Annotated in this window: 23 protein-coding genes; 10 read left to right on the top strand and 13 right to left on the bottom strand. The window is 71.9% G+C overall.

What is annotated here, in order from left to right:
- Positions 1-492 precede the first annotated feature (492 nt).
- Positions 493-1,458 (bottom strand): tetratricopeptide repeat protein, encoded by a 966-nt coding sequence (locus tag ACZ4QV_RS02500; RefSeq protein WP_361146323.1) that lies wholly within the window; start codon positions 1,456-1,458, stop codon positions 493-495.
- Positions 1,459-1,815: 357 nt separating this feature from the next.
- Between ACZ4QV_RS02500 and ACZ4QV_RS02495 the strand changes: the two genes are divergently transcribed.
- Positions 1,816-2,502 (top strand): TetR/AcrR family transcriptional regulator, encoded by a 687-nt coding sequence (locus tag ACZ4QV_RS02495; protein ID WP_361146326.1) that lies wholly within the window; start codon positions 1,816-1,818, stop codon positions 2,500-2,502.
- An 81-nt stretch (positions 2,503-2,583) separates the two neighbouring features.
- On the opposite strand, the gene ACZ4QV_RS02490 is transcribed toward ACZ4QV_RS02495, so the two are convergent.
- Positions 2,584-3,579, bottom strand: coding sequence for a GDP-mannose 4,6-dehydratase (locus ACZ4QV_RS02490; protein WP_467762554.1), 996 nt, complete (start codon positions 3,577-3,579; stop codon positions 2,584-2,586).
- A 50-nt stretch (positions 3,580-3,629) separates the two neighbouring features.
- Complete coding sequence (locus ACZ4QV_RS02485) at positions 3,630-4,796, bottom strand: UDP-N-acetylglucosamine--N-acetylmuramyl-(pentapeptide) pyrophosphoryl-undecaprenol N-acetylglucosamine transferase (RefSeq protein ID WP_361634143.1); 1,167 nt, start codon at positions 4,794-4,796, stop codon at positions 3,630-3,632.
- A gap of 63 nt (positions 4,797-4,859) precedes the next feature.
- Here ACZ4QV_RS02485 and ACZ4QV_RS02480 point away from each other — a divergent pair, with 63 nt between their 5' ends.
- From ACZ4QV_RS02480 to secD, 4 genes are all read left to right on the top strand, one after another.
- Complete coding sequence (locus ACZ4QV_RS02480; protein ID WP_467762496.1) at positions 4,860-5,642, top strand: response regulator transcription factor; 783 nt, start codon at positions 4,860-4,862, stop codon at positions 5,640-5,642.
- Complete coding sequence (locus ACZ4QV_RS02475) at positions 5,639-7,036, top strand: sensor histidine kinase (protein ID WP_361586170.1); 1,398 nt, start codon at positions 5,639-5,641, stop codon at positions 7,034-7,036. The genes ACZ4QV_RS02480 and ACZ4QV_RS02475 overlap by 4 nt, the downstream gene beginning before the upstream one ends.
- 98 nt (positions 7,037-7,134) lie before the next feature.
- Entirely contained in the window at positions 7,135-7,614 is a 480-nt protein-coding gene (locus ACZ4QV_RS02470; RefSeq protein ID WP_361618868.1) for a hypothetical protein, read from the top strand.
- Between the two features lie 121 nt (positions 7,615-7,735).
- Positions 7,736-10,075, top strand: coding sequence for a protein translocase subunit SecD (secD, locus tag ACZ4QV_RS02465; RefSeq protein ID WP_467762495.1), 2,340 nt, complete (start codon positions 7,736-7,738; stop codon positions 10,073-10,075).
- A 64-nt stretch (positions 10,076-10,139) separates the two neighbouring features.
- Here secD and ACZ4QV_RS02460 read toward each other — a convergent pair whose 3' ends face one another.
- The 8 genes from ACZ4QV_RS02460 to ACZ4QV_RS02425 form a co-directional block, all read right to left on the bottom strand.
- Positions 10,140-11,840 (bottom strand): acyl-CoA mutase large subunit family protein, encoded by a 1,701-nt coding sequence (locus ACZ4QV_RS02460; RefSeq protein WP_467762494.1) that lies wholly within the window; start codon positions 11,838-11,840, stop codon positions 10,140-10,142.
- Positions 11,841-12,045: 205 nt separating this feature from the next.
- Positions 12,046-12,378, bottom strand: coding sequence for a DUF3817 domain-containing protein (locus ACZ4QV_RS02455; protein WP_361146346.1), 333 nt, complete (start codon positions 12,376-12,378; stop codon positions 12,046-12,048).
- Positions 12,379-12,431: 53 nt separating this feature from the next.
- Entirely contained in the window at positions 12,432-12,941 is a 510-nt protein-coding gene (locus tag ACZ4QV_RS02450; RefSeq protein ID WP_361146349.1) for a MarR family winged helix-turn-helix transcriptional regulator, read from the bottom strand.
- A 96-nt stretch (positions 12,942-13,037) separates the two neighbouring features.
- Positions 13,038-13,568: an SUKH-4 family immunity protein gene (locus ACZ4QV_RS02445; RefSeq protein ID WP_361146352.1), complete on the bottom strand. Its 531-nt coding sequence runs from the start codon at positions 13,566-13,568 to the stop codon at positions 13,038-13,040.
- 63 nt (positions 13,569-13,631) lie between these two features.
- Entirely contained in the window at positions 13,632-14,183 is a 552-nt protein-coding gene (locus ACZ4QV_RS02440; RefSeq protein WP_361146355.1) for a hypothetical protein, read from the bottom strand.
- Entirely contained in the window at positions 14,176-14,985 is an 810-nt protein-coding gene (locus ACZ4QV_RS02435; protein ID WP_361146358.1) for a hypothetical protein, read from the bottom strand. Before ACZ4QV_RS02435 ends, ACZ4QV_RS02440 begins: the two co-directional genes overlap by 8 nt.
- Positions 14,982-15,668, bottom strand: a complete 687-nt coding sequence (locus tag ACZ4QV_RS02430) for a WXG100-like domain-containing protein (protein WP_361146361.1) — start codon at positions 15,666-15,668, stop codon at positions 14,982-14,984. The genes ACZ4QV_RS02435 and ACZ4QV_RS02430 overlap by 4 nt, the downstream gene beginning before the upstream one ends.
- A gap of 145 nt (positions 15,669-15,813) precedes the next feature.
- Complete coding sequence (locus ACZ4QV_RS02425; protein WP_361586161.1) at positions 15,814-17,097, bottom strand: MFS transporter; 1,284 nt, start codon at positions 17,095-17,097, stop codon at positions 15,814-15,816.
- Between the two features lie 118 nt (positions 17,098-17,215).
- On the opposite strand from ACZ4QV_RS02425, the gene ACZ4QV_RS02420 reads away from it, so the two are divergent.
- Positions 17,216-18,220, top strand: a complete 1,005-nt coding sequence (locus tag ACZ4QV_RS02420) for an ArsR/SmtB family transcription factor (RefSeq protein WP_361586158.1) — start codon at positions 17,216-17,218, stop codon at positions 18,218-18,220.
- A gap of 9 nt (positions 18,221-18,229) precedes the next feature.
- On the opposite strand, the gene ACZ4QV_RS02415 is transcribed toward ACZ4QV_RS02420, so the two are convergent.
- Together ACZ4QV_RS02415 and ACZ4QV_RS02410 are read right to left on the bottom strand one after the other, a co-directional pair.
- Positions 18,230-18,535 (bottom strand): MTH1187 family thiamine-binding protein, encoded by a 306-nt coding sequence (locus ACZ4QV_RS02415; RefSeq protein ID WP_361146370.1) that lies wholly within the window; start codon positions 18,533-18,535, stop codon positions 18,230-18,232.
- Complete coding sequence (locus tag ACZ4QV_RS02410; protein WP_361146373.1) at positions 18,532-18,876, bottom strand: DUF3817 domain-containing protein; 345 nt, start codon at positions 18,874-18,876, stop codon at positions 18,532-18,534. Before ACZ4QV_RS02410 ends, ACZ4QV_RS02415 begins: the two co-directional genes overlap by 4 nt.
- A 129-nt stretch (positions 18,877-19,005) precedes the next feature.
- Here ACZ4QV_RS02410 and ACZ4QV_RS02405 point away from each other — a divergent pair, with 129 nt between their 5' ends.
- From ACZ4QV_RS02405 to ACZ4QV_RS02390, 4 genes are all read left to right on the top strand, one after another.
- Positions 19,006-19,644, top strand: a complete 639-nt coding sequence (locus tag ACZ4QV_RS02405) for an AIM24 family protein (RefSeq protein ID WP_361146376.1) — start codon at positions 19,006-19,008, stop codon at positions 19,642-19,644.
- A complete protein-coding gene (locus ACZ4QV_RS02400) occupies positions 19,644-20,294 on the top strand; it encodes an AIM24 family protein (RefSeq protein ID WP_467762493.1) in 651 nt (216 codons plus the stop codon). The genes ACZ4QV_RS02405 and ACZ4QV_RS02400 overlap by 1 nt, the downstream gene beginning before the upstream one ends.
- Positions 20,291-21,064: an AIM24 family protein gene (locus ACZ4QV_RS02395; RefSeq protein ID WP_361146382.1), complete on the top strand. Its 774-nt coding sequence runs from the start codon at positions 20,291-20,293 to the stop codon at positions 21,062-21,064. Before ACZ4QV_RS02400 ends, ACZ4QV_RS02395 begins: the two co-directional genes overlap by 4 nt.
- A gap of 115 nt (positions 21,065-21,179) precedes the next feature.
- Positions 21,180-21,656 carry a MarR family winged helix-turn-helix transcriptional regulator gene (locus ACZ4QV_RS02390; protein WP_031008046.1) on the top strand — a complete coding sequence of 159 codons (477 nt, stop codon included), beginning with the start codon at positions 21,180-21,182 and terminating at the stop codon, positions 21,654-21,656.
- Positions 21,657-21,703: the final 47 nt, after the last annotated feature.

Below are 21,703 nucleotides of genomic sequence, written 5' to 3'. Positions count from 1 at the left end.
GCACCGGCGATCACCCCCGAGCGACAACCACTGGCCACGCTCGCGCGCGGCGCTTGTCGGACAGGCCCTGCCGGGTGGGCAGGAACCCCCCTGTCCGGGACCGGTGGCGGTGCCGCCGGCCACTCGGTGGGGACCCATGGACCCCGCGGCGCCGACCGGTTGCCGGGCGACGGGAATGGACCGAGCCCGGCCGATCGTGGTGCATCGGCGGCCGTCGCACAAGGGGTTCATTACTTGCGAGTAACGGAGAGATGAGCACGGCGCGACGGCGCGAATTCGGCCGGGCACCCAGGGTTGTCGCTGACGGTGAGGAGACAACGGGAAGTCAGGGAGGAACGCTGACGAACCCCCTCGCCCCTCTTACTCCAAGTAACAGCGGCCACGATTACCAAGATTTGGTAAAACGTGGCCGCTGCCTAGTGATGGGGTCCGCGCGCCTCAGGAGGCGCGGGTGACCGGACGCCAGGGAAACAGAGGGGGATCAGAGGGAGATCAGAACAGCACCCGCGCCAGGGCCGTTCGGGCCGAAATCACCCGCGGGTCGTCGGTGCCGATGACCTCGAAGAGCTCCAGCAGCCGTACCCGCGCGCTCTCGCGGTCGTCGCCCGCCGTGCGCCGGACGGTGTCCACCAGCCGCCCGAAGGCGTCCTCCACATGACCGCCGACCAGGTCCAGGTCGGCCGCCTTGATCTGCGCCTGCACGTCGGCGGGGTGGTCCGCCGCCGTCTTGCGCACCTCCTGCGGGTCCAGGTCCCGCACCCGGCGCAGCAGTTCGGCCTGCGCCAGGCCGAGCTTGGCCTCCGGGTTCGCCGGGTCGTCGGAGAGCACGTTCTTGTACGCCTGGACGGCGCCGTCGAGGTCACCGGCGTCCAGCGCCTGGTTCGCGGCCTCCAGCAGCGCGTCGTACGGGCCGACCGGCTCGGGGACGTCCTCCTGCGGCGCGGCGTCCGCCGGGTCGACGGGCGCGCCGACGATGCCGAACTGCTGCTCGGCGGCCTGGACGAGCTGGTCCAGCACCTGGCGGATCTGCGCCTCCGGGGCCGCGCCCTGGAACAGCGGGATCGGCTGGCCCGCGACGACCGCGAAGACCGCCGGGATGCCCTGCACGCCGAACTGCTGGAACAGCGCCTGGTTGGCGTCGACATCGATCTTGGCCAGGACGAACTTGCCGGCGTACTCCCCCGCCAGCCGTTCCAGCAGCGGGCCGAGCTGCTTGCACGGCTCGCACCACTCGGCCCAGAAGTCGATGACGACCGGCACCTCGGTGGAGCGCTGGAGGATGTCCTGCTGGAATCCCGCCTCGTCGACATCGAACACCAGGCGGGCACCCCCGCCGGCGGGCCGGCCCGTGCGGGCCGCCTCGGCGCGCGCCTGCTCCGCCTTCTGCTTCGCTTCCCCGGCCGCCTTCACCGCGGCGAGGTCGACGACTCCACTCATGGACATGTTGCGTGGCTGCATGGGCCTATCCTCCCCCCTTCCGCGGACCGTTGCGAAAAGCGGTGCCGAAAATTCACGGTGCGCGAAAAAGCACGCGGCGCCGGGTCCGTCCGTGCGGCCCGCCGGTGTGCCGGCGCAGGACGGAGGTGCCGCGCGCACCGGCCCGGGGCCGGTGCGGTACTGCGGTGGCCCCGGGTCCCCACCCGCGGCCTGTGGTTGTCGCGTCCGGCGCGGGCCGTGCCGGCCACACCCTTTCGCTACGACCCGTAGCGTAACTGTCCGGCGCCCCGGCCCGGCAACCCCTCCCGCGAACCGTACGGGTGATCTGCCTCACGAGGGCGGGCCCACCCGTGGCTACTGGCCGGTATGGTCGCCCCCATGCACCGCTGCCCCCTCACCGGCACCAGCTCCGCCGCGGGCCGTGCGGGCTCCCGGAGCCGTACGGGCCGGCCGCGCAGCGCCGAGGCGGACCGCGCGATCCTCGACGCCACCCGCGCCGCGCTGGTCGAGCTGGGCTGGGGCAAGCTCACGATGAGCGACGTGGCCGCCCGCGCCGGAGTCGCCAAGACCACCCTCTACCGCCGCTGGGCCAACAAGAACGAGCTGGTCCTGGACGCCGTGGCGGTCCTCTTCGACGAACTCGAACTCCCCGACCGGGGCTGTCTCCAGGCCGACATCGAGGGCGTCGTCCTGCAGTTCGCCTCGCTGCTGGCCCGTCCGGAGACCAAGACCGCGCTGATGGCCGTGGTCGCCGAGTCCACCACCGACGAGGCGCTGCGGGTCCGTATCCGCTCCGCCGTGGTCGAGCGGCAGAAGCGGCTGGTGGTCCTCGGGCGGGAGCGGGCCCAGGCGCGCGGGGAACTGCCGCCGGACCCGGCCGGCGAGGAGGGCGCGGCGGCCGCCGGACGGGCGGTGGGGCTGATCTTCGACGTGATCGCGGGCGCCGTCGTGCACCGGGCGCTGGTCAGCGCGGAACCGGTGGACGAACTGTGGGCGCAGCAGTTCAGCGCGCTGCTGCTGACCGGCCTGGCCGGACTCGCGGAAGCGGGCCCGGCCGGGGCGTGAGTCTCCCGGCGGGCCCGCTCCTGCGGCGGCTCGGTCCTGGGCCGGTCCGTCCCTCAGACCTGGTACCGGACGATCCGTCCCTCAGACCTGGTACCGGTCCGCCGCGAACAGGTGCACATGCTCCGCGACCCACTCCGACGTCCGCTTCAGGCCGTCCTCCAGGGACACCTCCGGCGTCCACCCGGCCCACTCGCGCGCCCGCGAATTGTCCGAAAGCAGTCGCTGGACCTCGCTCCCGGCGGGCCGCAGCCGGGTGCCCTCCACCACCACCTCGGCGTCCCGTCCGGACGCGGCGATCAGGGACCGCGCCAGGTCGCCGATGGAGATCTCCTGTCCCGTACCGAGGTTGACGACCTCGCCCAGCGCCCGGTCGCAGTCGGCCATCGCCAGGAAGCCGACCGCGGTGTCGGTGACGTAGGTGAAGTCGCGGGTCGGGGTGAGCGAGCCCAGCCGGATCTCCCGGGAGCCGGAGTGCAACTGCGCCAGGATGGTGGGGATGACGGCGCGCGCGGACTGGCGCGGGCCGTAGGTGTTGAACGGGCGGACGACCGTGACCGGCAGCTCGAAGGCGTGCCAGTGGGAGAGCGCCATCATGTCCGCGCCGATCTTCGAGGCGGAGTACGGGGACTGCGGCTGCAGCGGGTGGTCCTCACTGATCGGCGCGGTCAGCGCGGTGCCGTACACCTCGCTGGTGGAGGTGTGCACCAGGCGGCGTACGGAGTGCCGGCGGCACGCCTCGGCGATGTTCTCGGTGCCCACGACGTTGGTCTGCACGTAGGCGCCGGGCGAGTCGTAGCTGTACGGAATGCCGATGAGGGCGGCGAGGTGGAAGACCGTGTCGCAGCCGGCGACGGCGTCCGCCACCCGGCCGGCGTCCCGCACATCGCCCGCGATCATCTCGACCGGGCTGTCCGGGCCCAGGTAGCGGGCGAGGTGCCCCTTCTCGGCGTACGGCTTGTAGTGCACGAAGGCGCGCACCTTCGCGCCGTACCCGACGAGCTGGTCCACCAGCGTCGAGCCGATGAAGCCCTCGGCGCCGGTGACCAGGACGGTGCGGCCCTTCCAGCGGGCTTCCATGGTGGCGTGGCCGGTGGTGGCGTCGCCGGTGGTGGGGCGGTCGGTGGTGCTCATGCGGTCTCCCTCAGGTACGTGGTGGTGGGGTGGGCTGCGGGGTGGCCGGCCAGCTTCAGGACCTTGGCGGCCAGCAGGTCGGCGGCGCGCGCGTGGGTGCCCGGGTCGGCGGCCTGGCCCATGGCCGCCAGCCGGGCGGGATCGTCGAGCAGCGGGGTGACGAGCGCGTCCAGGCGTTCCGCGGTGGTCTCGGCGTCCGGCAGCAGGACGGCGGCGCCCGCGTCGGACAGCACCCGCGCGTTGTGCGTCTGGTGGTCGCCGGGCGCGTGCGGGTACGGGACCAGGACCGCCGGCATCCCGATCGTCGCCAGCTCGGCGACGGTCGCCGAACCGGCCCGGCACACCACGAGGTCGGCGGCGGCGTAGGCCAGGTCCATCCGGTCCAGGTACGGGACGGCCTCGGCGACCGCCGCGCCGCCCGTCGCCACCAGCCGCTCCCGGGTCTCCTCCAGGGCGGCGGGCCCGGTCTTGACCAGCAGCCGCAGGTCCGTACGGGTCCGGTACCGGGCCGCGAGGCCGACCGCGGCCTCGGTGAGCCGGGCCGCGCCCAGGCTGCCGCCGTTGACGAGCAGCAGCCGGGTGCCGTCCGGCACGCCCAGCTCGCGGCGCGCCCGCTCCCGCAGCGCGGTACGGTCCAGGTTCGCCAGCGGCCCGACCAGCGGCATCCCGACCGTCTCGGCGCGCTCGCCGCCCGCCAGGTGCGCGCGGCTGCGGTCGAAGGCGAGCGCGATGTGCGGGGTGAGCCGGGCGGCGAACTTGTTGGCCCGGCCGGGCACCGCGTTGGACTCGTGGACCAGGCTGGGCAGCCCGGCCAGCCGCGCCCCGACGATGACCGGCGCGCTCGGGTAGCCGCCCATGCCGACCGCGACCTGGGCTTCCTGGGCGCGCAGGATCGAGCGGCACTGGGCGCCCGATTTCAGCAGCGCGGCGGGCAGCAGATAGCGCTTGGCGCCGAGCGACGGGTCGAAGGGAATCATGTCCACGGTGTGCAGGCAGTATCCGGCCTGCGGGATGAGCCGCGTCTCCAGCCCGCGCTCCGTACCGACGAAGGAGACCACCGCGTCGGGCACGGCCCGGCGCAGGGCGTCCGCGAGGGCGAGCCCGGGGTAGATGTGACCGCCGGTACCGCCCGCACCGATGACGACTGAGAGTGGTGTGCGCATGGCCGCCACGCTCGTCAAGCGCCCTAAGAAGGTTCTAAGACGGAGGTTTGGCAGCCTGTGTGCATGCCGTCCTCGCCTGCACCGCACCCCGCGCCCCGGAGCGCCGCCCAGCAGCCCGCCGCCGCGTCCCCGCCGAAGATCCTCGTCGTCGACGACGAACCGGAGGTGCGGGCCGCCGTCGAGGACGGCCTCACCGTGGAGGGGTACGCGGTGCGCGGCGCCGCCGACGGGCTGGCCGCGCTCTCCGAGGTCGTCTCCTGGCAGCCGGACGCGATCGTGCTGGACGTGATGATGCCGGTCCTGGACGGCCTGGCGGTCTGCCGGCGGCTGCGCGCGCTGGACGACCGTACGCCGATCCTCGTGCTGACCGCGCTGGACTCGGTCAGCGAGCGGGTGGACGGGCTGGACGCGGGCGCCGACGACTATCTCGTCAAACCGTTCGCGCTGGACGAGCTGGTCGCGCGGGTGCGGGCGCTGTTGCGCCGCGCGTCGGCCGGCGCCGCCGACGACACCTCGCTGGCCTTCGCCGACCTGGTCGTCGATCCGGTGACCCGCACCGGCCACCGGGGCGGCCGGCCGCTGGAGTTCAGCCGTACGGAGTGGGCCCTGCTGGAACTGCTCCTGCTGCACCCCGGGCAGGTGATGCCGCGCGAGGTGATCCTGGAGCGGGTCTGGGGCCGCGACTTCGGGCCGGACTCCAACTCCCTCGCCGTGTACGTCGGTTACCTGCGCCGCAAGCTGGAGGCGGGCGGCGAGTCCCGGCTGGTGCACACCGTGCACGGCGTGGGCTACCGGATGGACGAGCCGGACCAGCCGGGCCGGGGCGGCAGAGCGGGACGGGCGTGAGCGGGCGGCGCGGCCTGGGCGCGCGCTGGCGGCGGCGCCGGCCGCTGCGGACCCGGCTGGCGATCGCCGCGTCCGCCGCCGTGGCGCTGGTGGCGGTCGGCATCTGCACGGCGGCGTTCTTCATCATCCGCTACCAGATGACCCGGCAGCTCGAACTGAACCTGGCCCAGACGGCGGCCCAGTACAGCGAGAAGTTCCGCTCGTGGGGCCCGACCGCGGGCGACACGAGCTGCCGTTTCCAGGCCGTGCCCTGCGTCCAGTCGGTCCCCGCCGACGAGTCCAGGGACCCGCGCGCCCCCTACGCGCTGCCGGTCGGCGACGCCACCCGCGCGGTCGCCGCCGGACGGCACGCGCCGTACTACGACGAGCTGACCGTGGCCGGATACCCGGTGCGGAGGTACACCGTGCGGCTGCGCGGCAAGGACGAGGCGCTCCAGGTGGCGCTGCGCACGGACACCGTGCAGCGCGGCGTCCAGAAGGCCGCGGTGGCGCTGGCGGGAGTCGGCGGCGCCGGTGTCCTGCTGGCCGCCGGGCTCGGCTACTGGGTGTCGCGCACCGGCCTGGCCCCGGTCGCCCGGCTCACCGCCACCGCGGAACGCATCGCCGCCACCCGCGACGCCCGGCACCGCATCGAACTGCCCGCCGGTCCGCCCGGCCGCGAGGACGAGGTCACCCGCCTCGCCGCCAGCTTCAACACCATGCTCGGCGAACTGGAACAGTCGGTCGCCGCGCAGCGCCGGCTGGTCGCGGACGCCTCCCACGAGTTGCGCACTCCGCTGACCGCGCTGCGCACCAACGCCGAACTGCTCGCCCGTGCCGACCGGCTGACCGACGCCCAGCGCGACCGCGCGTCCGGCGCCCTGGGCCGCCAACTGCGCGAGGTCACCACCCTCGTCAACGACCTGATCGAACTGGCCCGGGACGAGGAGCCGCAGCCGCTGGTGGAACAGGTGCGGCCGGCGGCGCTGCTGGAGCACGCGGTGGAGGCGGCGCGCGGTCACTGGCCGGAGATCACGTTCACCGTACGGGCCGACCGGGCGGCGCACGGCGTGACCGTCCCGGGTGTACCGGCGCGGCTGTCCCGGCTGCTCTCCAACCTGCTGGACAACGCGGCGAAGTTCTCGCCGCCCGGCGGCCCGGTCGAGACGGAACTGGCCGCCACCGCCGACGGCCTGGAGCTGACCGTCCGCGACCACGGCCCCGGCATCACGGCCGAGGACCTGCCGCACGTCTTCGACCGCTTCTACCGCGCCGAGACCGCCCGCGCGCTGCCCGGCTCCGGCCTCGGCCTGGCCATGGCCCGCCAGATCGCCCGCGCCCACCAGGCCGAACTGACGGCCGCGCAGGCACCGGGCGGCGGAGCGCTCTTCCGCCTCCGCTTCCCGGCGGGGTAGGACAGGACCGTACGGATTCCTATACAGGGACGGCGTACTACCCTGGGCCGGAATCACGGCCGGGTACGGCCGATCGGGCGGACCGGGAGGGGCGGGCGGTGAGCGGACGAGCACGCCGTGCGCTGCCGGGCTTCCTGCCCCGCGCGCTGGCCGGGCTGTGGGCCGTCCTGCTGGTCCTGGCCGGGACGTCCGGGACGGCGGGTGCCGCCTCCGGCCCCCTGAGCGCCGTCACGGCAGCCACCGTTTCCGGTCCCGCCGGCATCGCTTCCCAGCCGTCCTCCGCCACCGCAGCCCAGGTGCTCACGGCACACACCGCGCCCGGCCCGCCCCGGGCCGACGCCCGGACCACCCCGGACCGGCCGGTGGCCCGCCAGACCGCCACCGCCCACGTCCAGGCCGTCCTCCCGCATCCGCGCTTCCCCGGCCTCCCGGGCGCGCTGCCCGCCGCGTCCCCGGCGCCCCGCCACTCCCCCTTCGGGTACGGCGAGACCGTCGGCCCGCGCCAGGAACGCGCGCCGCCCCGGGCCCGGTACTCCCCGCGCAGCCCGCGCGGACCCCCCTTCGTACGGAGCAGCTGACGCCCCAGGCGTACGGCGGCCCCGCAGCACCGGCATGGCCGGCGTCGCCCCGACGCGTCGCCGCGGCCCCGTGCGCGCGGTCGGCCGGCGCCCCGCCTCCGTATCCCTGAAGGGGAGACCCATGCCGTCCCGCGCTCCGTCGCGGCGGCCCTGGCGTGCGCTGATCGCGCTCGCCGTCGTCGCCGTGTCCCTGTTCTTCGCCCTGACCACCCCCGCCCGCCTCGGCCTCGACCTCCGTGGCGGCACCCAGATCGTCCTGGAGACGAAGGACTCGCCCACCACCCGTGCCGACTCCGCCGCCACCGACCGGGCCCTGGAGGTGCTGCGGCAGCGGATCGACGCGCTCGGCGTCTCCGAGCCGTCGCTGTCCCGCTCCGGCGAGAAACGCATCGTCGCCGAACTGCCCGGGGTGCGGGACCCGAAGCAGGCCGTCGAGGTCATCGGCCGTACCGCGCAGCTCACCTTCCACCCCGTGCTCGGCACCCTCCAGGACCCCAAGGGCACGCCGGAGCTGCAGGCCAAGGGCGACCGCACCCGCACCCTGGCCGACCCCGACACGCCCGGCCAGGCCCTGCGGCTCGGCGCGCCCGCACTGACCGGCGAGGGCGTCAAGGACGCGGAGGCCGTCTTCGACGCGCAGGGCGGGCGCGGCTGGACCGTCGACCTGTCCTTCCGCGGCGCCGCCGCGGACGCCTGGGCGCGGGTCACCGGCCAGGCGGCGTGCGCGGCGCCCGGCGATCCGGCCCGGCGGGTCGCGATCGTGCTGGACGACCGGGTGATCTCCGCCCCCGGCATGCAGCAGAGCGTGCCGTGCACGACCGGCATCGCCGGCGGCAACGCCCAGATCACCGGCGGATTCAGCGACACCGAGGCCCGCGACCTGGCGGCCCTCGTCAAGGGCGGCGCCCTGCCGGTGCCCGTCGAGGTCGTCGAGCAGCGCACCGTCGGCCCGACGCTGGGTGCCGACGCGATCAAGGCCAGTGCCACCGCCGCCGTCATCGGCCTGCTGTGCACCGGCGTGTTCGTCATCGTCGTCTACCGGCTGCTGGGCGCGCTGGCCACGATCGCGCTCGCCGCGTACGGACTGATCTCGTACGCCGTGCTCGTCGCCCTGGGCGCCACCCTGACCCTCCCCGGTCTCGCCGGTTTCGTCCTCGCGATCGGTATGGCGGTGGACGCCAACGTCCTCGTCTTCGAGCGGGCCAGGGAGGAGTACGCACGCCGCGCGGCCCGCTCCGGCGGCGATCTGCGGCGCCCGCTGCGCGAGGGCTTCGGCAAGGCGTGGAGCGCGATCCTGGACTCGAACGTCACCACGCTGCTCGCCGCGGGCCTGCTGTTCTTCTTCGCCACCGGACCGGTCAAGGGCTTCGGTGTCACCCTGTCCATCGGTGTGCTGGCCTCGATGGTCTCGGCGCTGGTCATCACCCGGGTGCTGGCGGGCTGGGCGGTGCGCCGGGGCTGCGTACGGCGGCGGCCCGCGATCACCGGCATGGCGTCCGAGGGGCGGGTACGGCGGTGGCTGGCACGCCGCCGGCCGCGGCTGATGCGGCGGCGCCGCACCTGGCTGGGCGTCGGCGCGGGCCTGCTGCTCGCCGTCACCGGGATCGGCGTACGCGGTCTGGAGTTCGGCGTGGAGTTCACCGGCGGCCGGCTCGTCGAGTACAGCACCAGCCGCACGGTGGACGCCGAGACGGCGCGCGAGGCGGTCTCGGCGGCGGGCTTCCCGCGCGCGGTCGTCCAGGAGTCGGGCGACGGCGGCATCGCCGTACGGACCGAGCAGTTGACCGACGCCGAGCAGGACCGCATCCGTACGTCCCTCCAGAAGCCCGGCGGCACGGTCGAGGTCGAGCGGGACGAGAAGATCGGGCCCAGCATGGGCAGTGAGCTGCGCGGCAAGGCGCTGATCGCGCTGGGCATCGCGGTCGCCGCCCAGCTGATCTACCTGAGCGTCCGGTTCCGCTGGACGTTCGCGACGGCCGCGGTCCTCGCCATGATCCAGGACGTGGTGCTGGTGGTGGGCCTCTTCGCCTGGCTGGGCAAACCGGTGGACAGCGTCTTCCTCGCGGCGCTGCTGACCGTCGTCGGCTACTCCGTCAACGACACGGTGGTCCTCTTCGACCGCGTACGGGAACTGCGGCGCGGCGCCAAGGGCGACCGGGCCGCGCGCGGTCCGGAGGGGCTCGCGCTCCTCGCCGACCGGGCGATCGTCCAGACCGTGCCCCGCACGGTGAACACCGGCATGGGCGCCCTGTTCGTCCTGGCCGCCCTCGCGGTGCTGGGCGGCGACTCACTGGCCGACTTCTCCGTGGCGCTGCTCGCGGGCGTCCTGTTCGGCATCGCCTCGACGATCTTCACGGCGACCCCGGCCGCCGTCGTCCTGGAGAGCCGCCACCCGGGCCCGGAGGCACCCGCCGCGCGCCCGCGCGACAAGGCCGAGGCCGGAAACGGCGCGGTGGTCTGAGGGGTCCTGTTCGACACCGGGGGGCGGGACCGCGCACAGTCCCGCCCCCCGGTACGTACCGCCGTCAGAACCCCGCCGGCTCCGTGTACACGCCCCACTCCTCGCGCAGCACGTCACAGATCTCACCGAGCGTCGCCTCGGCCCGTACGGCCGCCAGCATCGGCTCGATCATGTTGCCGCCGTCGCGCGCCGCGTCCAGCATCGCCGCCAGCGACGAGCGCACCCGCGCGTCGTCCCGGGCCGTCTTGCGGTCCGCCAGGACCCGCACCTGCTCGCGCTCGACCTCGTGGCTGACCCGGAGGATCTCCAGGTCGCCGGTGACCGAGCCGTGGTGGCAGTTGACGCCGACGACCTTCTTCTCGCCCTTCTCCAGCGCCTGCTGGTAGCGGAAGGCGGACTCGGCGATCTCACCGGTGAACCAGCCGTCCTCGATGCCGCGCAGGATGCCGGAGGTCATCGGGCCGATCGGGTGGTGCCCGTCCGGCACCGCGCGCCTGCCACGCTCCTTGATCTGCTCGAAGATCTTCTCCGCATCGGCCTCGATCCGGTCGGTCAGCGACTCGATGAACCACGAGCCGCCCAGCGGGTCCGCGACGTTGGCGACGCCGGTCTCCTCCATGAGCACCTGCTGGGTGCGCAGCGCGATCTCCGCGGCCTGCTCGCTGGGCAGGGCGAGGGTCTCGTCCAGCGCGTTGGTGTGCAGGGAGTTCGTTCCGCCGAGGACCGCGGCGAGCGCCTCCACGGCCGTACGGACGACGTTGTTGTACGGCTGCTGGGCGGTCAGCGAGACGCCGGCGGTCTGCGTGTGGAAACGCAGCCACTGGGCCTTCTCGCTGGTCGCGCCGTACACGTCGCGCATCCAGCGGGCCCAGATCCGGCGGGCGGCCCGGAACTTCGCGATCTCCTCGAAGAAGTCCAGGTGGGCGTCGAAGAAGAAGGACAGCCCCGGCGCGAAGGTGTTCACGTCCAGGCCGCGGGAGAGCCCCAGCTCGACGTACCCGAAGCCGTCGGCGAGGGTGTACGCCAGCTCCTGCGCGGCCGTCGCGCCCGCCTCGCGGATGTGGTAGCCGGAGACCGAGAGCGGCTTGTACGCGGGGATGCCGCGCGCGCAGTGCTCCATCAGGTCGCCGATCAGGCGCAGGTGCGGCTCGGGCGGGAAGAGCCACTCCTTCTGGGCGATGTACTCCTTGAAGATGTCCGTCTGGAGCGTGCCGTTCAGGACGGCCGGGTCGACGCCCTGGCGCTCGGCGGCGACCAGGTACATGCAGAAGACCGGGACGGCCGGGCCGGAGATCGTCATCGAGGTCGTGACGTCGCCGAGCGGGATGTCCTGGAACAGGACCTCCATGTCGGCGGCCGAGTCGATGGCGACACCGCAGTGGCCGACCTCGCCGAGCGAACGCGGATCGTCGGAGTCCCGCCCCATCAGCGTCGGCATGTCGAAGGCCACGGAGAGACCGCCGCCCCCCGCCTTCAGGATCATCTTGTACCGCTCGTTGGTCTGCTCGGCGTTGCCGAAGCCCGCGAACTGGCGGATGGTCCACGTACGGCCGCGGTAGCCGGTCGGGTACAGGCCGCGGGTGAAGGGGTACTCCCCCGGCCAGCCGATGCGCTCGAAGCCGTCGACCGTGTCACCCGGGCGGGGGCCGTACGCCGGCTCCACGGGATCGCCGGAGAGCGTGGTGAAGTCCGCGTCCCGCTTGCGGGCCGAGTCGTACCGGGCCTGCCAGCGGCGGCGGCCCTCTTCGATCGCGTCAGCGTCCATACGTTCAAATTTACTAGGACGTCCTACTAATTGTCGATGGCTGACGGCCGGAAAACGCCGCACGCCCCCCGTCTGCGCCCACGCGAAGGCCGCCGGGCGAACCCGGCGGCCCTGGACGACACCACGACGGCACGACGGCACGGCACCCACACAACCGCAGAACGTCCCTACGGCCGTACGACGCCCCTACGGCCGCCCGGTCACCTCACACCTTGGCCGGCTGCGGCGACCCCTCCGCGACCAGTGGCTCGACCTCGCGGACGACCTTGCGCTCGACGAAGAAGGCAGCGGTCGGGATGGTGCCGGAGATCAGCACCCACAGCAGCTTGCCGAACTTCCACTTCGCCTTGGACCCCAGGTCGAAGGCGAAGACGAGGTAGATGATGTAGAGCACGCCGTGGATCTGGGAGACCACGAGCGTCAGGTCCTTGCCCGTGTCGAAGCCGTACTTGGCCACCATGCAGGCGCACAGGACGAGGAGCATGACGGCGGTGACGTAGGCCATCACCCGGTATCGGGTCAGCACGCTGCGTTTCATGCTCCGAGCGTAACCGCCCGTTCCGGGGCGATCTTCGCCGCCCCTACCACGGTTCACTCGTCCTGGAAATCACCGGCCGCGACCCGCAGCGGCCGCAGCATCGCGAAGATCTCCCCGCACTCCTCGGCGTTGTAGGCCCCTAGCCCGAACTCCATCGCCATCAGGTCACGCGTCGCCTTGTCGCAGGTCACCCGTCCCTGCTCGGTGATGGACGCCAGCGTGCCGCGCCCGTCGTTCGGATTCGGCCGCTTGTCCACCAGACCGGACTTCACCAGCCGGTCGACGGTGTTGGTCACCGACGTCGGGTGGACCATCAGCCGCTCCCCGATCTTCGACATGGGCAGCTCACCCGCCTTGGAGAAGGTGAGCAGCACCAGCGCCTCGTACCGGGCGAACGTCAGCCCGTACGGCTTGAGCACCGCGTCCACCTCGGACAGCAGGATCTGATGGGCCCGCATGACCGAAGTGATCGCGGCCATGGACGGCACGGCTCCCCATCGTCGCTGCCACAGTTCGTCGGCACGGGCGATCGGATCGAAAGCAAGACTGAGCGGCTTCGGCACGCCATCGACCCTACCGGTCGGCCATATCGTGGTCAGCCCTGTCTCAGGGATCGGTACCCGGGTGGATCAGCTCTTGGCACCAGCGATCGCGCGGACTCAGCCGACCTGCTCGAAGACCATCGACCACCAGCTGTCCGGCTGCGCGAACGCGTACCGGTCACGGGTCCGCAAATACTCCACCAGTTGCTTCGTGTACGGGCTGCGATCCTGCGGCGCGGCATGCTCCAGATGCCTGGCACGCAGCGCGAAGCGGTACAGGAACTCGACGAAGTCGGCGAGGGTCCGGTTCACGATCTCTGCCTGCGGCTCCTCGCCGAACGACATGAGGATCACGTAGCCGCGCTCCATGTCCAGGCAGTACCGCATCGAGGGATCGTCGGTCGGACCGCCCAGCACGAGGATGCGGGTCTGCTCGCCGCCCGCGGCCACCGGGACCACGGTGAAGGGGTCGGGTCCTTCGTTCGCGGTGTCGAGAGTGAACAGTACGTCGACGAAGACCGGCACACCGACGTCGCACAGCACCTCGGCATCAGCCTCCGGCAGTCCGCGCTCCTCGGCGACGGCACGGTCCAGCGTGACCACCCGGTCCGCGCCGAACAGCTCCGTCATCTCGTCATGGGTGGCCATGCTTTCTCCGTATTCCCTTCGTCGTGCGTCCGTGTGCAGCGCTCTTCCGACCGCACCGGCGACTCAGCCGGTGAGACCGGCCCGCCGCAACAGCTTCAGCCAGTCGTCGTACTCCACCAATTCATCGTCGACCGACGCAAGCTGCGCGTACTCCGCAGTGGCCAGCCGATCCAGAAAGAACGCCTCCAGCCCGGGCGCGAGCTGCTCGAAGCGCTCGGCGTCGACCCAGTCGGCCCCTTCTTCCAGAGCGCCGAGGACGCTGTTGGTCGCGCGGTCGAGAAATACGGGCGCCTGGTTGATCATCCCTACGCAGAACAGCTTTTCCGGGGACAACGGCAACGGGGAGTCGACCACCGGCTCGCAGTGGAACTGGTTCTCTTCGGCCCCCTCCAGACCGAAGAGCTGCACGGTCGGCCCGCAGCTCGCACCGTCCAGCACACGGCAGAAGTCGAGGAACTCTCGCGGCGTCCCGTCGGCCTCCGCGGCGGCCGCCGTCTCCTCGTCGATCGTCCCGCCGAGCGTGAAGGAGAGCACGTCCGGGCTCTCCGCCAATGCTGTCCGCAGGGCATCCACCGTCGCGATCAAACGGGACGATCCGCGACTCGCGTCAGTCATCTGGCCACCACTTGATGTTGATTCTGATCGGATTGCCGTCCGGGAGATCCCTGATCTGCGGGCGTATCTGATGCCAGCCGATGTCCCGGTTCGTGAAATGGTCGAGCATCCGCAGATTGCGCCAGGCATCCGGGCCACCGGTCTGGAGCTCGTTGATGTGATCGGGCTCCATCTTACGGGCAGCTTCCGCAGCCTCCTTGGCGAACTCGGGGTCGTCCTTGTGGTTCCTGCGGATCAGCGCTTCCAATGCGCCCTTGTACTTCGCGGTGAGACTGCTGTCGCGATAGTCCTTGGTCTTGCCCTTGAACTTGAAGAGCTGCCCCTCCTCACCGAGCCGTTGCAGGGCCTTCGCCTTCCGCTCGAATGCCTGCTTGGGCATGCCTGGTTTCCACTCCAGGGTGACGGTGTGCGGCTCCTTCGTCGGGTCGAAGCGATCCTTGCCGATCCCACCGCCGTCGCGGACCTTGTCCTGTTTGCGGGAGGTGTTGACGATGCTGTTCAGCATCGTCTCGATGTTCTTGTCGTTGCGCGCGTGGTTCTCGCCCATGATCCGCACGCCCTTGGAGACGTCGTGCAGGTGCTTGTGCAGCTGCTCCTCGGCCTCCTCGATGGCCCGGAGGATCTTCTCCGCTCCGCTTTCGACGGCCGCCGCCATGCTGCCGCGGCCCCGCGTCCGGCCCAGCCCGGCACGGCTGCGGCGCAGGTGGGGACGGGCGCCGGACGCGTGCTCGTCGGCTTGGGAGGTGATCCGGTCGGCCAGCCGGTCGTGCAGGTCCTTGTCGTTGCGGACGGTGTCGCTCACGCGCTGCCTCCCCGCCCGGTGAATGACCCACCGACGGCGTCCAGGCCGTCGGAAAAGCCCTCACCGCCCGCCCGCAGTGTCTTGCCCGGGCTGTACCCGTCCTGAAGGCCGACGGCGTTGGCGCCGACCTGGATGACGAGATCGGTGGCCATACCGCCCAGTGCGGAAAAAACCGGGCCGGTGGCGACGGTCATGAGTTCCTCGACCAGAAGATGTTCCGCCTCCTTCAGCAGCCGTCGCACGATGACGCGGGTGGCCTGGGTAGCGCCGAGCGCGCCGAGCTCGGAGAGCCCGAACGTGAACGGCGCGGCGGCCTGGGCAGCGATGATCTCCGCGGCCAGGATGCCCAGCTGGACGATGGCTGCCACCTTGGCGCCGGCCACCGCGACGGCCGCGCCGTCCAGAGCTGTCGCACCGAGATCGGCCGCCTGGGCGATGCGTTCCAGATGGGTGCCGCTGACCTTGCCCCAGTGCTTCTCGAAGGCCGCGGTCGCCAGACCCTCGCTGCCCTCCAGGAATTCGCGGACGACACCCTCTGTCGCGTTCTTGCCGTCCCGCATCTGGGCGGCGAAAGAGCGCAGACCATCGGCCATGTCGCGGTAATCGTCCTCGTCGACGTTGGGCCACTCGACACCGATGAGGTCCAGTACCCAGGCCGCCTCGTCGGGCAGCACGACTCCCATCCTGTTTCCCCTCCACCTCGACGAGACGGTATGAGTCACTCGTGCGAAGGCCGAACACTACTACCCCGAAATAGGCGCCGATGGTAGCGAGATGACCGGCTGCGCAGTCAGGAGCCGTCGCTCAGCGGCTTCCGGGAAAGCCCCTTCAGGCGGGAACCTCTCTCGTCGCCCGGACCGCGTTGCGCCGCACCTCGCGCACCACCAACCCCACTGCCACCACCCCCACCACCCCTCCGGCCGGCATCACCGCCCGCAGGGGTGCGTACTCGGCTGCGAGGCCCGCTGCGGCCATCCCCAGGCCCATGATCGTCATGCGGCCCGCCTGCATCACGGTCATCGCCTGGCCCAGGAGGGCGTCGGGGACGGCGGTCATGAACCAGCGGTCCACGCCGAAGTTGTAGGCGATGCCGGTGCCGGTCAGGACGAGGAGTGTCGCTGCCCAGCCGAGTGAGGGCTGCGTGGCGAAGCCCAGGGAGGGGAGGACGCAGACGATGCTCATCGGGAAGGTCAGGCGGGTGCGGGTCCGGGGGCCGAGGAAGGTGCCGGCCAGGGTTTCGGCGGTGATCGCGCCGACCGGCATGGCGCACATCAGCAGACCGGCCGCCGCCGGGCCCGCGCCGAGGAGGTCCGCGTACGGGACGAGCAGTGCCTCGGGGACGACGACGAAGGCCGGGGGCAGCCAGGTCAGCAGGAGGAGGGCTCGGATGCGGCGGTCGGACAGAAGCTGCCGGGTGCCGGTGAGTGAGGCGCCCAGCAGCGCTCCGGTGGAGGCGGTGCGTGCGGGGCGGGGTCGGGTGCCCAGGCGTAGGAGGAGGGCCGAACCGAGGAAGGTGCCGACGGTGACGGCCAGTACCGCGCCGGGGGTCACGGCGGCCAGGAGCAGTCCTCCGGCGGCGAAGCCGGCCAGTTGCGCGCCTTGGTTGACGATGCGGATCAGCGACCGTCCCAGGACGAACAGGTCGCCCTCCCCCAGCACGTCGCCCAGCGTCCCGGCCCGCGTACCGGCGAATACGGGGGCGATGGCGGCGGTCGCACAGCGCAGGGCCAGCAGTACGGCGACCGGTGTGCCCGGGACCAGCATCGCGGCGGCGCAGCCCGCGCACAGCAGGTCGCAGACGACGAGGATGCGGCGGGCCGGGTAGCGGTCGGCGACGGCGGAGAGCAGGGTGCCGCCGACGACGTACGGCAGCAGGCCGAGCGCGAACGTCAGCGCGCTCAGCAGGGGCGAGCCGGTGAGCCGGTAGACGAGTACGGAGAGCGCGATCTCGCAGACGACGACGCCGAGTGAGGAGAGGAGGTGTGCGGCGAAGACGGAGCGGAATTCAGGGTGGGAGAAGACGGCGCGGTAGCCGGATCGGGTGAGTGGCGGCGGCTCCGGGCGCGGTTCGGCGGGGCCCGTGGCGGCGGGCCCGGAGGGGGTGGCGGGCATGGGGGCAGCGTGCCGGGCCTGGCCTACGCTCCCCAGTCATTCGGCAGGGGGCGAATCCGTGACGGATGCGGCCGCCCGGTGGGAAGAGTGGGGGTATGAGGAGAGGGGGGCCTCGGCCATGCCGCTGGACATGCGCTTCGGCGCGGACGACCTGCTGCGCATCCGCTTCGCCATTTCGCCGCTCTGCGAGACCCACGAAGCCGTACGGACCCTGTTGCGCACCGACCGGCACGGCTACCACCTGCCCTGGCTGCGGCGGATGCGCACGGCGCTGGCCGGCCTGGACCTGTCCGCGCTGTGGCTCCTGATGCCGTCCCCGCGGCCCGGCTACACCCCCGACTTCCTGGGGCCGCCGCCGGAGTCGTCGCTCGCGCCCTTCGAGGAGGAGCTGGCGCGGGTGCGGGCCACGGACCCGGCCGTCGCCCACGCGGAGCTGGCCAAGTCGCTGGCCTGTACGCCGGGGGCCGCCGAGTCCCCGCGCGGCCGGGCGATGCTGACGGACCCGGCCGCCGCCGTGCAGGAGCTGGCCGACGCCACCGAACGGGCCTGGCACGCGCTGCTGGCCCCGGACTGGCCGCGACTGCGGGCCCTGCTGGAGGCCGAGGTCGCCTACCGGTCCCGGCAGCTTGCGAGCGACGGGCTGGAGAAGCTGTTCGCGGACCTCAGCCCGCGGATCACCTGGTCAGGCGGCACCCTCACGGTCCGTACCCGCGCGCGGTTCCTCCAGATCCAGGACCTGGACGGGCGGGGCGTCCTGCTGATGCCGAGCGTCTTCGTGTGGCCCGACGTGGTGAGCGCCTACGAGCCGCACTGGCAGCCCACCGTCCTCTACCCGGCGCGCGGCATCGGCGGGCTGTGGCAGGAGCCGGAGACCGGCCCGGCGCTGGCCCGGCTCCTCGGCGTGAACCGGGCGGCGGTGCTCGTCGCGCTGGACGAGCCGGCCTCGACCACGGCGCTGGCGCAGCGGCTGGGGCTGGCGCCGTCGTCGGTGTCGGCGCAGCTCTCGGTGCTGCGCGACGCCGGACTGCTGACCTCGCGCCGGCACGGGCACCAGGTGCTGTACGAGCGGACGCCGCTGGGCATCGCGCTCAGCGCGGGGGGTGCGGGCACGCCACCGCGCTGAGCGTGCCGGTCAGTCGCCGGGGCCCGCCGCGAGGTAGCGCTCGACGGTCTCGACCTTGGAGGTGAGGCCGTCGGTGACGGAGGGCCTGATGTCGGCCTTCAGGACGAGCGAGACCCGCCCGGCGCGCGCCTCGACGGCGGCCACGGCACGCTTGACGACGTCCATGACCTCGTCCCACTCGCCCTCGATGGACGTGAACATGGCGTCCGTACGGTTGGGCAGCCCGGACTCGCGGACCACCCGTACGGCGTCGGCGACGTACTCCCCGACGTCCTCGCCCACGCCCAGCGGGCTCACCGAGAAGGCGACGATCATGCGTTGACCACGCCTTCCCGGCGGGCGCGGGCAGCGATCACGGTGGCCTCGGCCTCCCGCTTGAGGCGGCGGTCGGCGATGAACCCGCCGGTCGGCACGATGGACAGGACGAAGTAGAGGGCGGCGGTCCCGAAGGACCACTTCGTGCGGTTCCAGGCGTCCAGCCAGAAGAGCACGTACAGGATGAACAGCACGCCGTGCACCGGGCCCAGGACCGGCACCGCGTTGAAGTCGGTCGTGTACTTCAAGATGGTGCAGACGATCAGCAGCAACCAAGAGGCGGCTTCGGGTACGGACGCCAGGCGGAGCCGGCGCAGGGCGGAAGCGGTCTTGATGTCCACGGGAACCTCGTTCGGGTGGCAGGTGGCGGCACGATGCGCTTGTGCGACATTTCACAAGGGCGTCCCCATTGTTGCAGGCCCGCAAAGGATCACTGTTCAGGGGTCGGTGCGCCGGTTACCTTCGATCCTGTGGCTCAGTTTCGGCTCCAGGGGAGCAAAGTGCTCGCCGTCGACATGACCGGCGATGCCGTCAAGGCGAAGAACGGCGCGATGGTCGCCTACGACGGCCGGATGACGTTCAAGAAGATGACCGGCGGCGGTGACGGGCTGCGCGGCATGGTCACCCGCCGGCTGACCGGTGAACAGATGGAAGTGATGGAGGTGAAAGGCCACGGCACCTGCTACTTCGCCGACCGCGCGAGCGAGATCAACCTCGTGCGGCTGCACGGCGAGAAGCTCTACGTGGAAGCCAGCAATCTGCTGTGCACGGACGCGTCGCTGCGCACTGGCACCACTTTCACCGGCCTGCGCGGCGCCTCGCAGGGCAACGGCCTGTTCACCACCACCGTCGAGGGCAGCGGCCAGGCCGCGATCGTCTCCGACGGGCCCGCCGTGGTGCTGCGCGTCACCAAGCAGTACCCGCTCCAGGTCGACCCGGGCGCGTACGTCGCGCACACCGGCGACCTCAAGCAGCACTTCCAGTCCGGGGTGAACTTCCGCACCTTCATGGGCGAGGGCTCCGGCGAGTCCTTCCAGATCCGCTTCGAGGGCGAGGGCCTGGTGTACGTACAGCCCAGCGAGCGCAACACCATCGGCGGGGAGGTCTGATGCCGTTCACCCTCGTCAACTCCCGCATGGTGCGTGCGCAGGTCGGCCCCGGGCAGCGGATGTACAGCCAGCGCGGCGCGATGCTCGCCTACCAGGGCGACGTCAGCTTCACCCCGAACATCCAGGGCGGCCAGGGCGGCATCGGCTCGATGATCGGGCGGCGGATCGCCAACGAGGCGACGCCCTTGATGACCGTGGAGGGCAGTGGCACCGTCCTCTTCGGGCACGGCGGCCACCACATCCACGTCGTCGACCTGACCGGCGAGACCCTGTACGTCGAGGCGGACCGGCTGCTCGCCTTCGACGGGACGCTCCAGCAGGGCACGATGTTCATGGGCTCGCAGGGCGGCGTGATGGGCATGGTGCACGGCCAGGTCACCGGCCAGGGCCTGTTCACCACGACCCTCAAGGGGCAGGGCGCGGTGGCCGTGATGGCGCACGGCGGGGTCATCGAGCTGCCCATCACCCCGCAGGGGCCCGTCCACGTCGACCCGCAGGCGTACGTGGCGCACCGCGGCGACGTCCGCAACAAGCTCTCCACGGCCCTCGGCTGGCGCGACATGGTCGGCCGCGGCTCGGGTGAGGCGTTCCAGTTGGAGCTGTCCGGCCAGGGCACCGTCTACGTACAGGCGTCGGAGGAGAAACTGTGACCGGTCCCGTCGTTCTCGACCCCCACACGCTCCCCTCGGACGACAACGTCAACGAGTACACCTTCAGCGTGGACCTGAACGGCCAGTGGTTCCTGCAGAAGGGGAAGATGATCGCCTATTACGGGCGGATCGACTTCCAGGGCATCGGACACGGGGCTCTGGACCGCCTGGTGGCCCACAGCTTCCATTCGCCTTTGCACGCGGCGGACTGGGTCGTCGCCGAGGGCCAGGGCAAGATGCTCCTCGCCGACCGGGCGTTCGACGTCAATTCCTACGATCTCGAAGACGGCAACCTGACCATTCGCTCGGGCAACCTGCTCGCCTTTCAGCCATCTCTGTCGCTGAAACAGTCGATCATTCCAGGGTTCCTCACGCTGATCGGCACGGGCAAGTTCGTGGCCGCCTCCAACGGGCCGGTGGTCTTCATGGAGCCGCCGATCCGGGTGGACCCGCAGGCCCTGGTGGGCTGGGCCGACTGCCCCTCGCCCTGCCACCACTACGACCACCAGTACCTGCGCGGGTTCCTGGGCGGCGTACGGGCGCACACGGGCCTGGGCGGGGTCTCCGGCGAGGAGCACCAGTTCGAGTTCGTCGGGGCGGGCACGGTGCTGCTCCAGTCCACCGAACAGCTGATGCCCGAGCTGGCGACGGGGGAGGTGGCGGCCGAGGCGGGGGTGCCGGGCGGGGGTGAGGCAACTCGCCAAAGTGGCTCACAACCGCCGCAGCTCCCGGGCGCCCTCGGGGGGCTCCAGCGCCGCTTCGGGCTGTGAGCGGTAGTCTGCGGACGGTGACCTCGAACGTCTGAGCAAGCGCCCGACCGAGCGCCTGAGCCATGTCACAGCCATGACTAATTCGATATTCAACTTTCACGGGTAGAATTCATTCATGACGACCGACAGCGACACTCCCTGGCTGACCGAGCAGGAGCAGCGAGCCTGGCGTACCCACCTGGACGTCAGCCGGCTGCTGATGCACCAGCTGGAGCGCGACCTGCAGCCGTTCGGACTGACCAACAACGACTACGAGATCCTGGTCAACCTCTCCGAGGCCGAGGACCGGCGGCTGCGCATGAGCGACCTGGCGGCCGCCACCCTGCAGTCCAAGAGCCGTCTGTCCCACCAGATCACCCGTATGGAGAACGCGGGCCTGGTGCGCCGGGAGAGCTGCGAGTCCGACCGCCGCGGCCTCTACGCGGTGCTCACGGACGACGGCTGGGACACCATGCGCCGGGTCGCGCCGCACCACGTCGCGTCCGTACGGCGGCACTTCATCGACCTGTTCGCCCCCGAGAACCTCGAATCCCTGCGGGCGTCCCTGACCCCGGTGGCCGAGCACCTGAGGGGCCGCCGCGGCAAGGTCTGACGGCTACGCCGCCGGGGGTACGGGCCCGGCCGTCGCGCACCACGGGC

The sequence above is a fragment of the Streptomyces sp. NPDC026394 genome, assembly GCF_055567735.1.
Note: the sequence above shows the minus strand (reverse complement) of the source record. Positions and strands in the feature narration are given on the sequence as shown.

Bases quoted from the DNA above. Each gene is read 5' to 3' on its own strand.
- ACZ4QV_RS02455 (WP_361146346.1), bottom strand. From the start codon at position 12,378: ATGAAACGCAGCGTGCTGACCCGATACCGGGTGATGGCCTACGTCACC.
- ACZ4QV_RS02415 (WP_361146370.1), bottom strand. From the start codon at position 18,535: ATGATCGTCGCCTTCTCGGTGAGCCCGCTGGGCGTGGGCGAGGACGTC.
- ACZ4QV_RS02425 (WP_361586161.1), bottom strand. From the start codon at position 17,097: ATGCCCGCCACCCCCTCCGGGCCCGCCGCCACGGGCCCCGCCGAACCG.
- ACZ4QV_RS02445 (WP_361146352.1), bottom strand. From the start codon at position 13,568: ATGGCCACCCATGACGAGATGACGGAGCTGTTCGGCGCGGACCGGGTG.
- ACZ4QV_RS02495 (WP_361146326.1), top strand. From the start codon at position 1,816: ATGCACCGCTGCCCCCTCACCGGCACCAGCTCCGCCGCGGGCCGTGCG.
- ACZ4QV_RS02460 (WP_467762494.1), bottom strand. From the start codon at position 11,840: ATGGACGCTGACGCGATCGAAGAGGGCCGCCGCCGCTGGCAGGCCCGG.
- ACZ4QV_RS02485 (WP_361634143.1), bottom strand. From the start codon at position 4,796: ATGCGCACACCACTCTCAGTCGTCATCGGTGCGGGCGGTACCGGCGGT.
- ACZ4QV_RS02390 (WP_031008046.1), top strand. From the start codon at position 21,180: ATGACGACCGACAGCGACACTCCCTGGCTGACCGAGCAGGAGCAGCGA.
- ACZ4QV_RS02420 (WP_361586158.1), top strand. From the start codon at position 17,216: ATGCCGCTGGACATGCGCTTCGGCGCGGACGACCTGCTGCGCATCCGC.
- ACZ4QV_RS02400 (WP_467762493.1), top strand. From the start codon at position 19,644: ATGCCGTTCACCCTCGTCAACTCCCGCATGGTGCGTGCGCAGGTCGGC.
- ACZ4QV_RS02430 (WP_361146361.1), bottom strand. From the start codon at position 15,668: ATGGGAGTCGTGCTGCCCGACGAGGCGGCCTGGGTACTGGACCTCATC.
- secD (WP_467762495.1), top strand. From the start codon at position 7,736: ATGCCGTCCCGCGCTCCGTCGCGGCGGCCCTGGCGTGCGCTGATCGCG.
- ACZ4QV_RS02480 (WP_467762496.1), top strand. From the start codon at position 4,860: ATGCCGTCCTCGCCTGCACCGCACCCCGCGCCCCGGAGCGCCGCCCAG.
- ACZ4QV_RS02440 (WP_361146355.1), bottom strand. From the start codon at position 14,183: ATGACTGACGCGAGTCGCGGATCGTCCCGTTTGATCGCGACGGTGGAT.
- ACZ4QV_RS02490 (WP_467762554.1), bottom strand. From the start codon at position 3,579: ATGGAAGCCCGCTGGAAGGGCCGCACCGTCCTGGTCACCGGCGCCGAG.
- ACZ4QV_RS02500 (WP_361146323.1), bottom strand. From the start codon at position 1,458: ATGCAGCCACGCAACATGTCCATGAGTGGAGTCGTCGACCTCGCCGCG.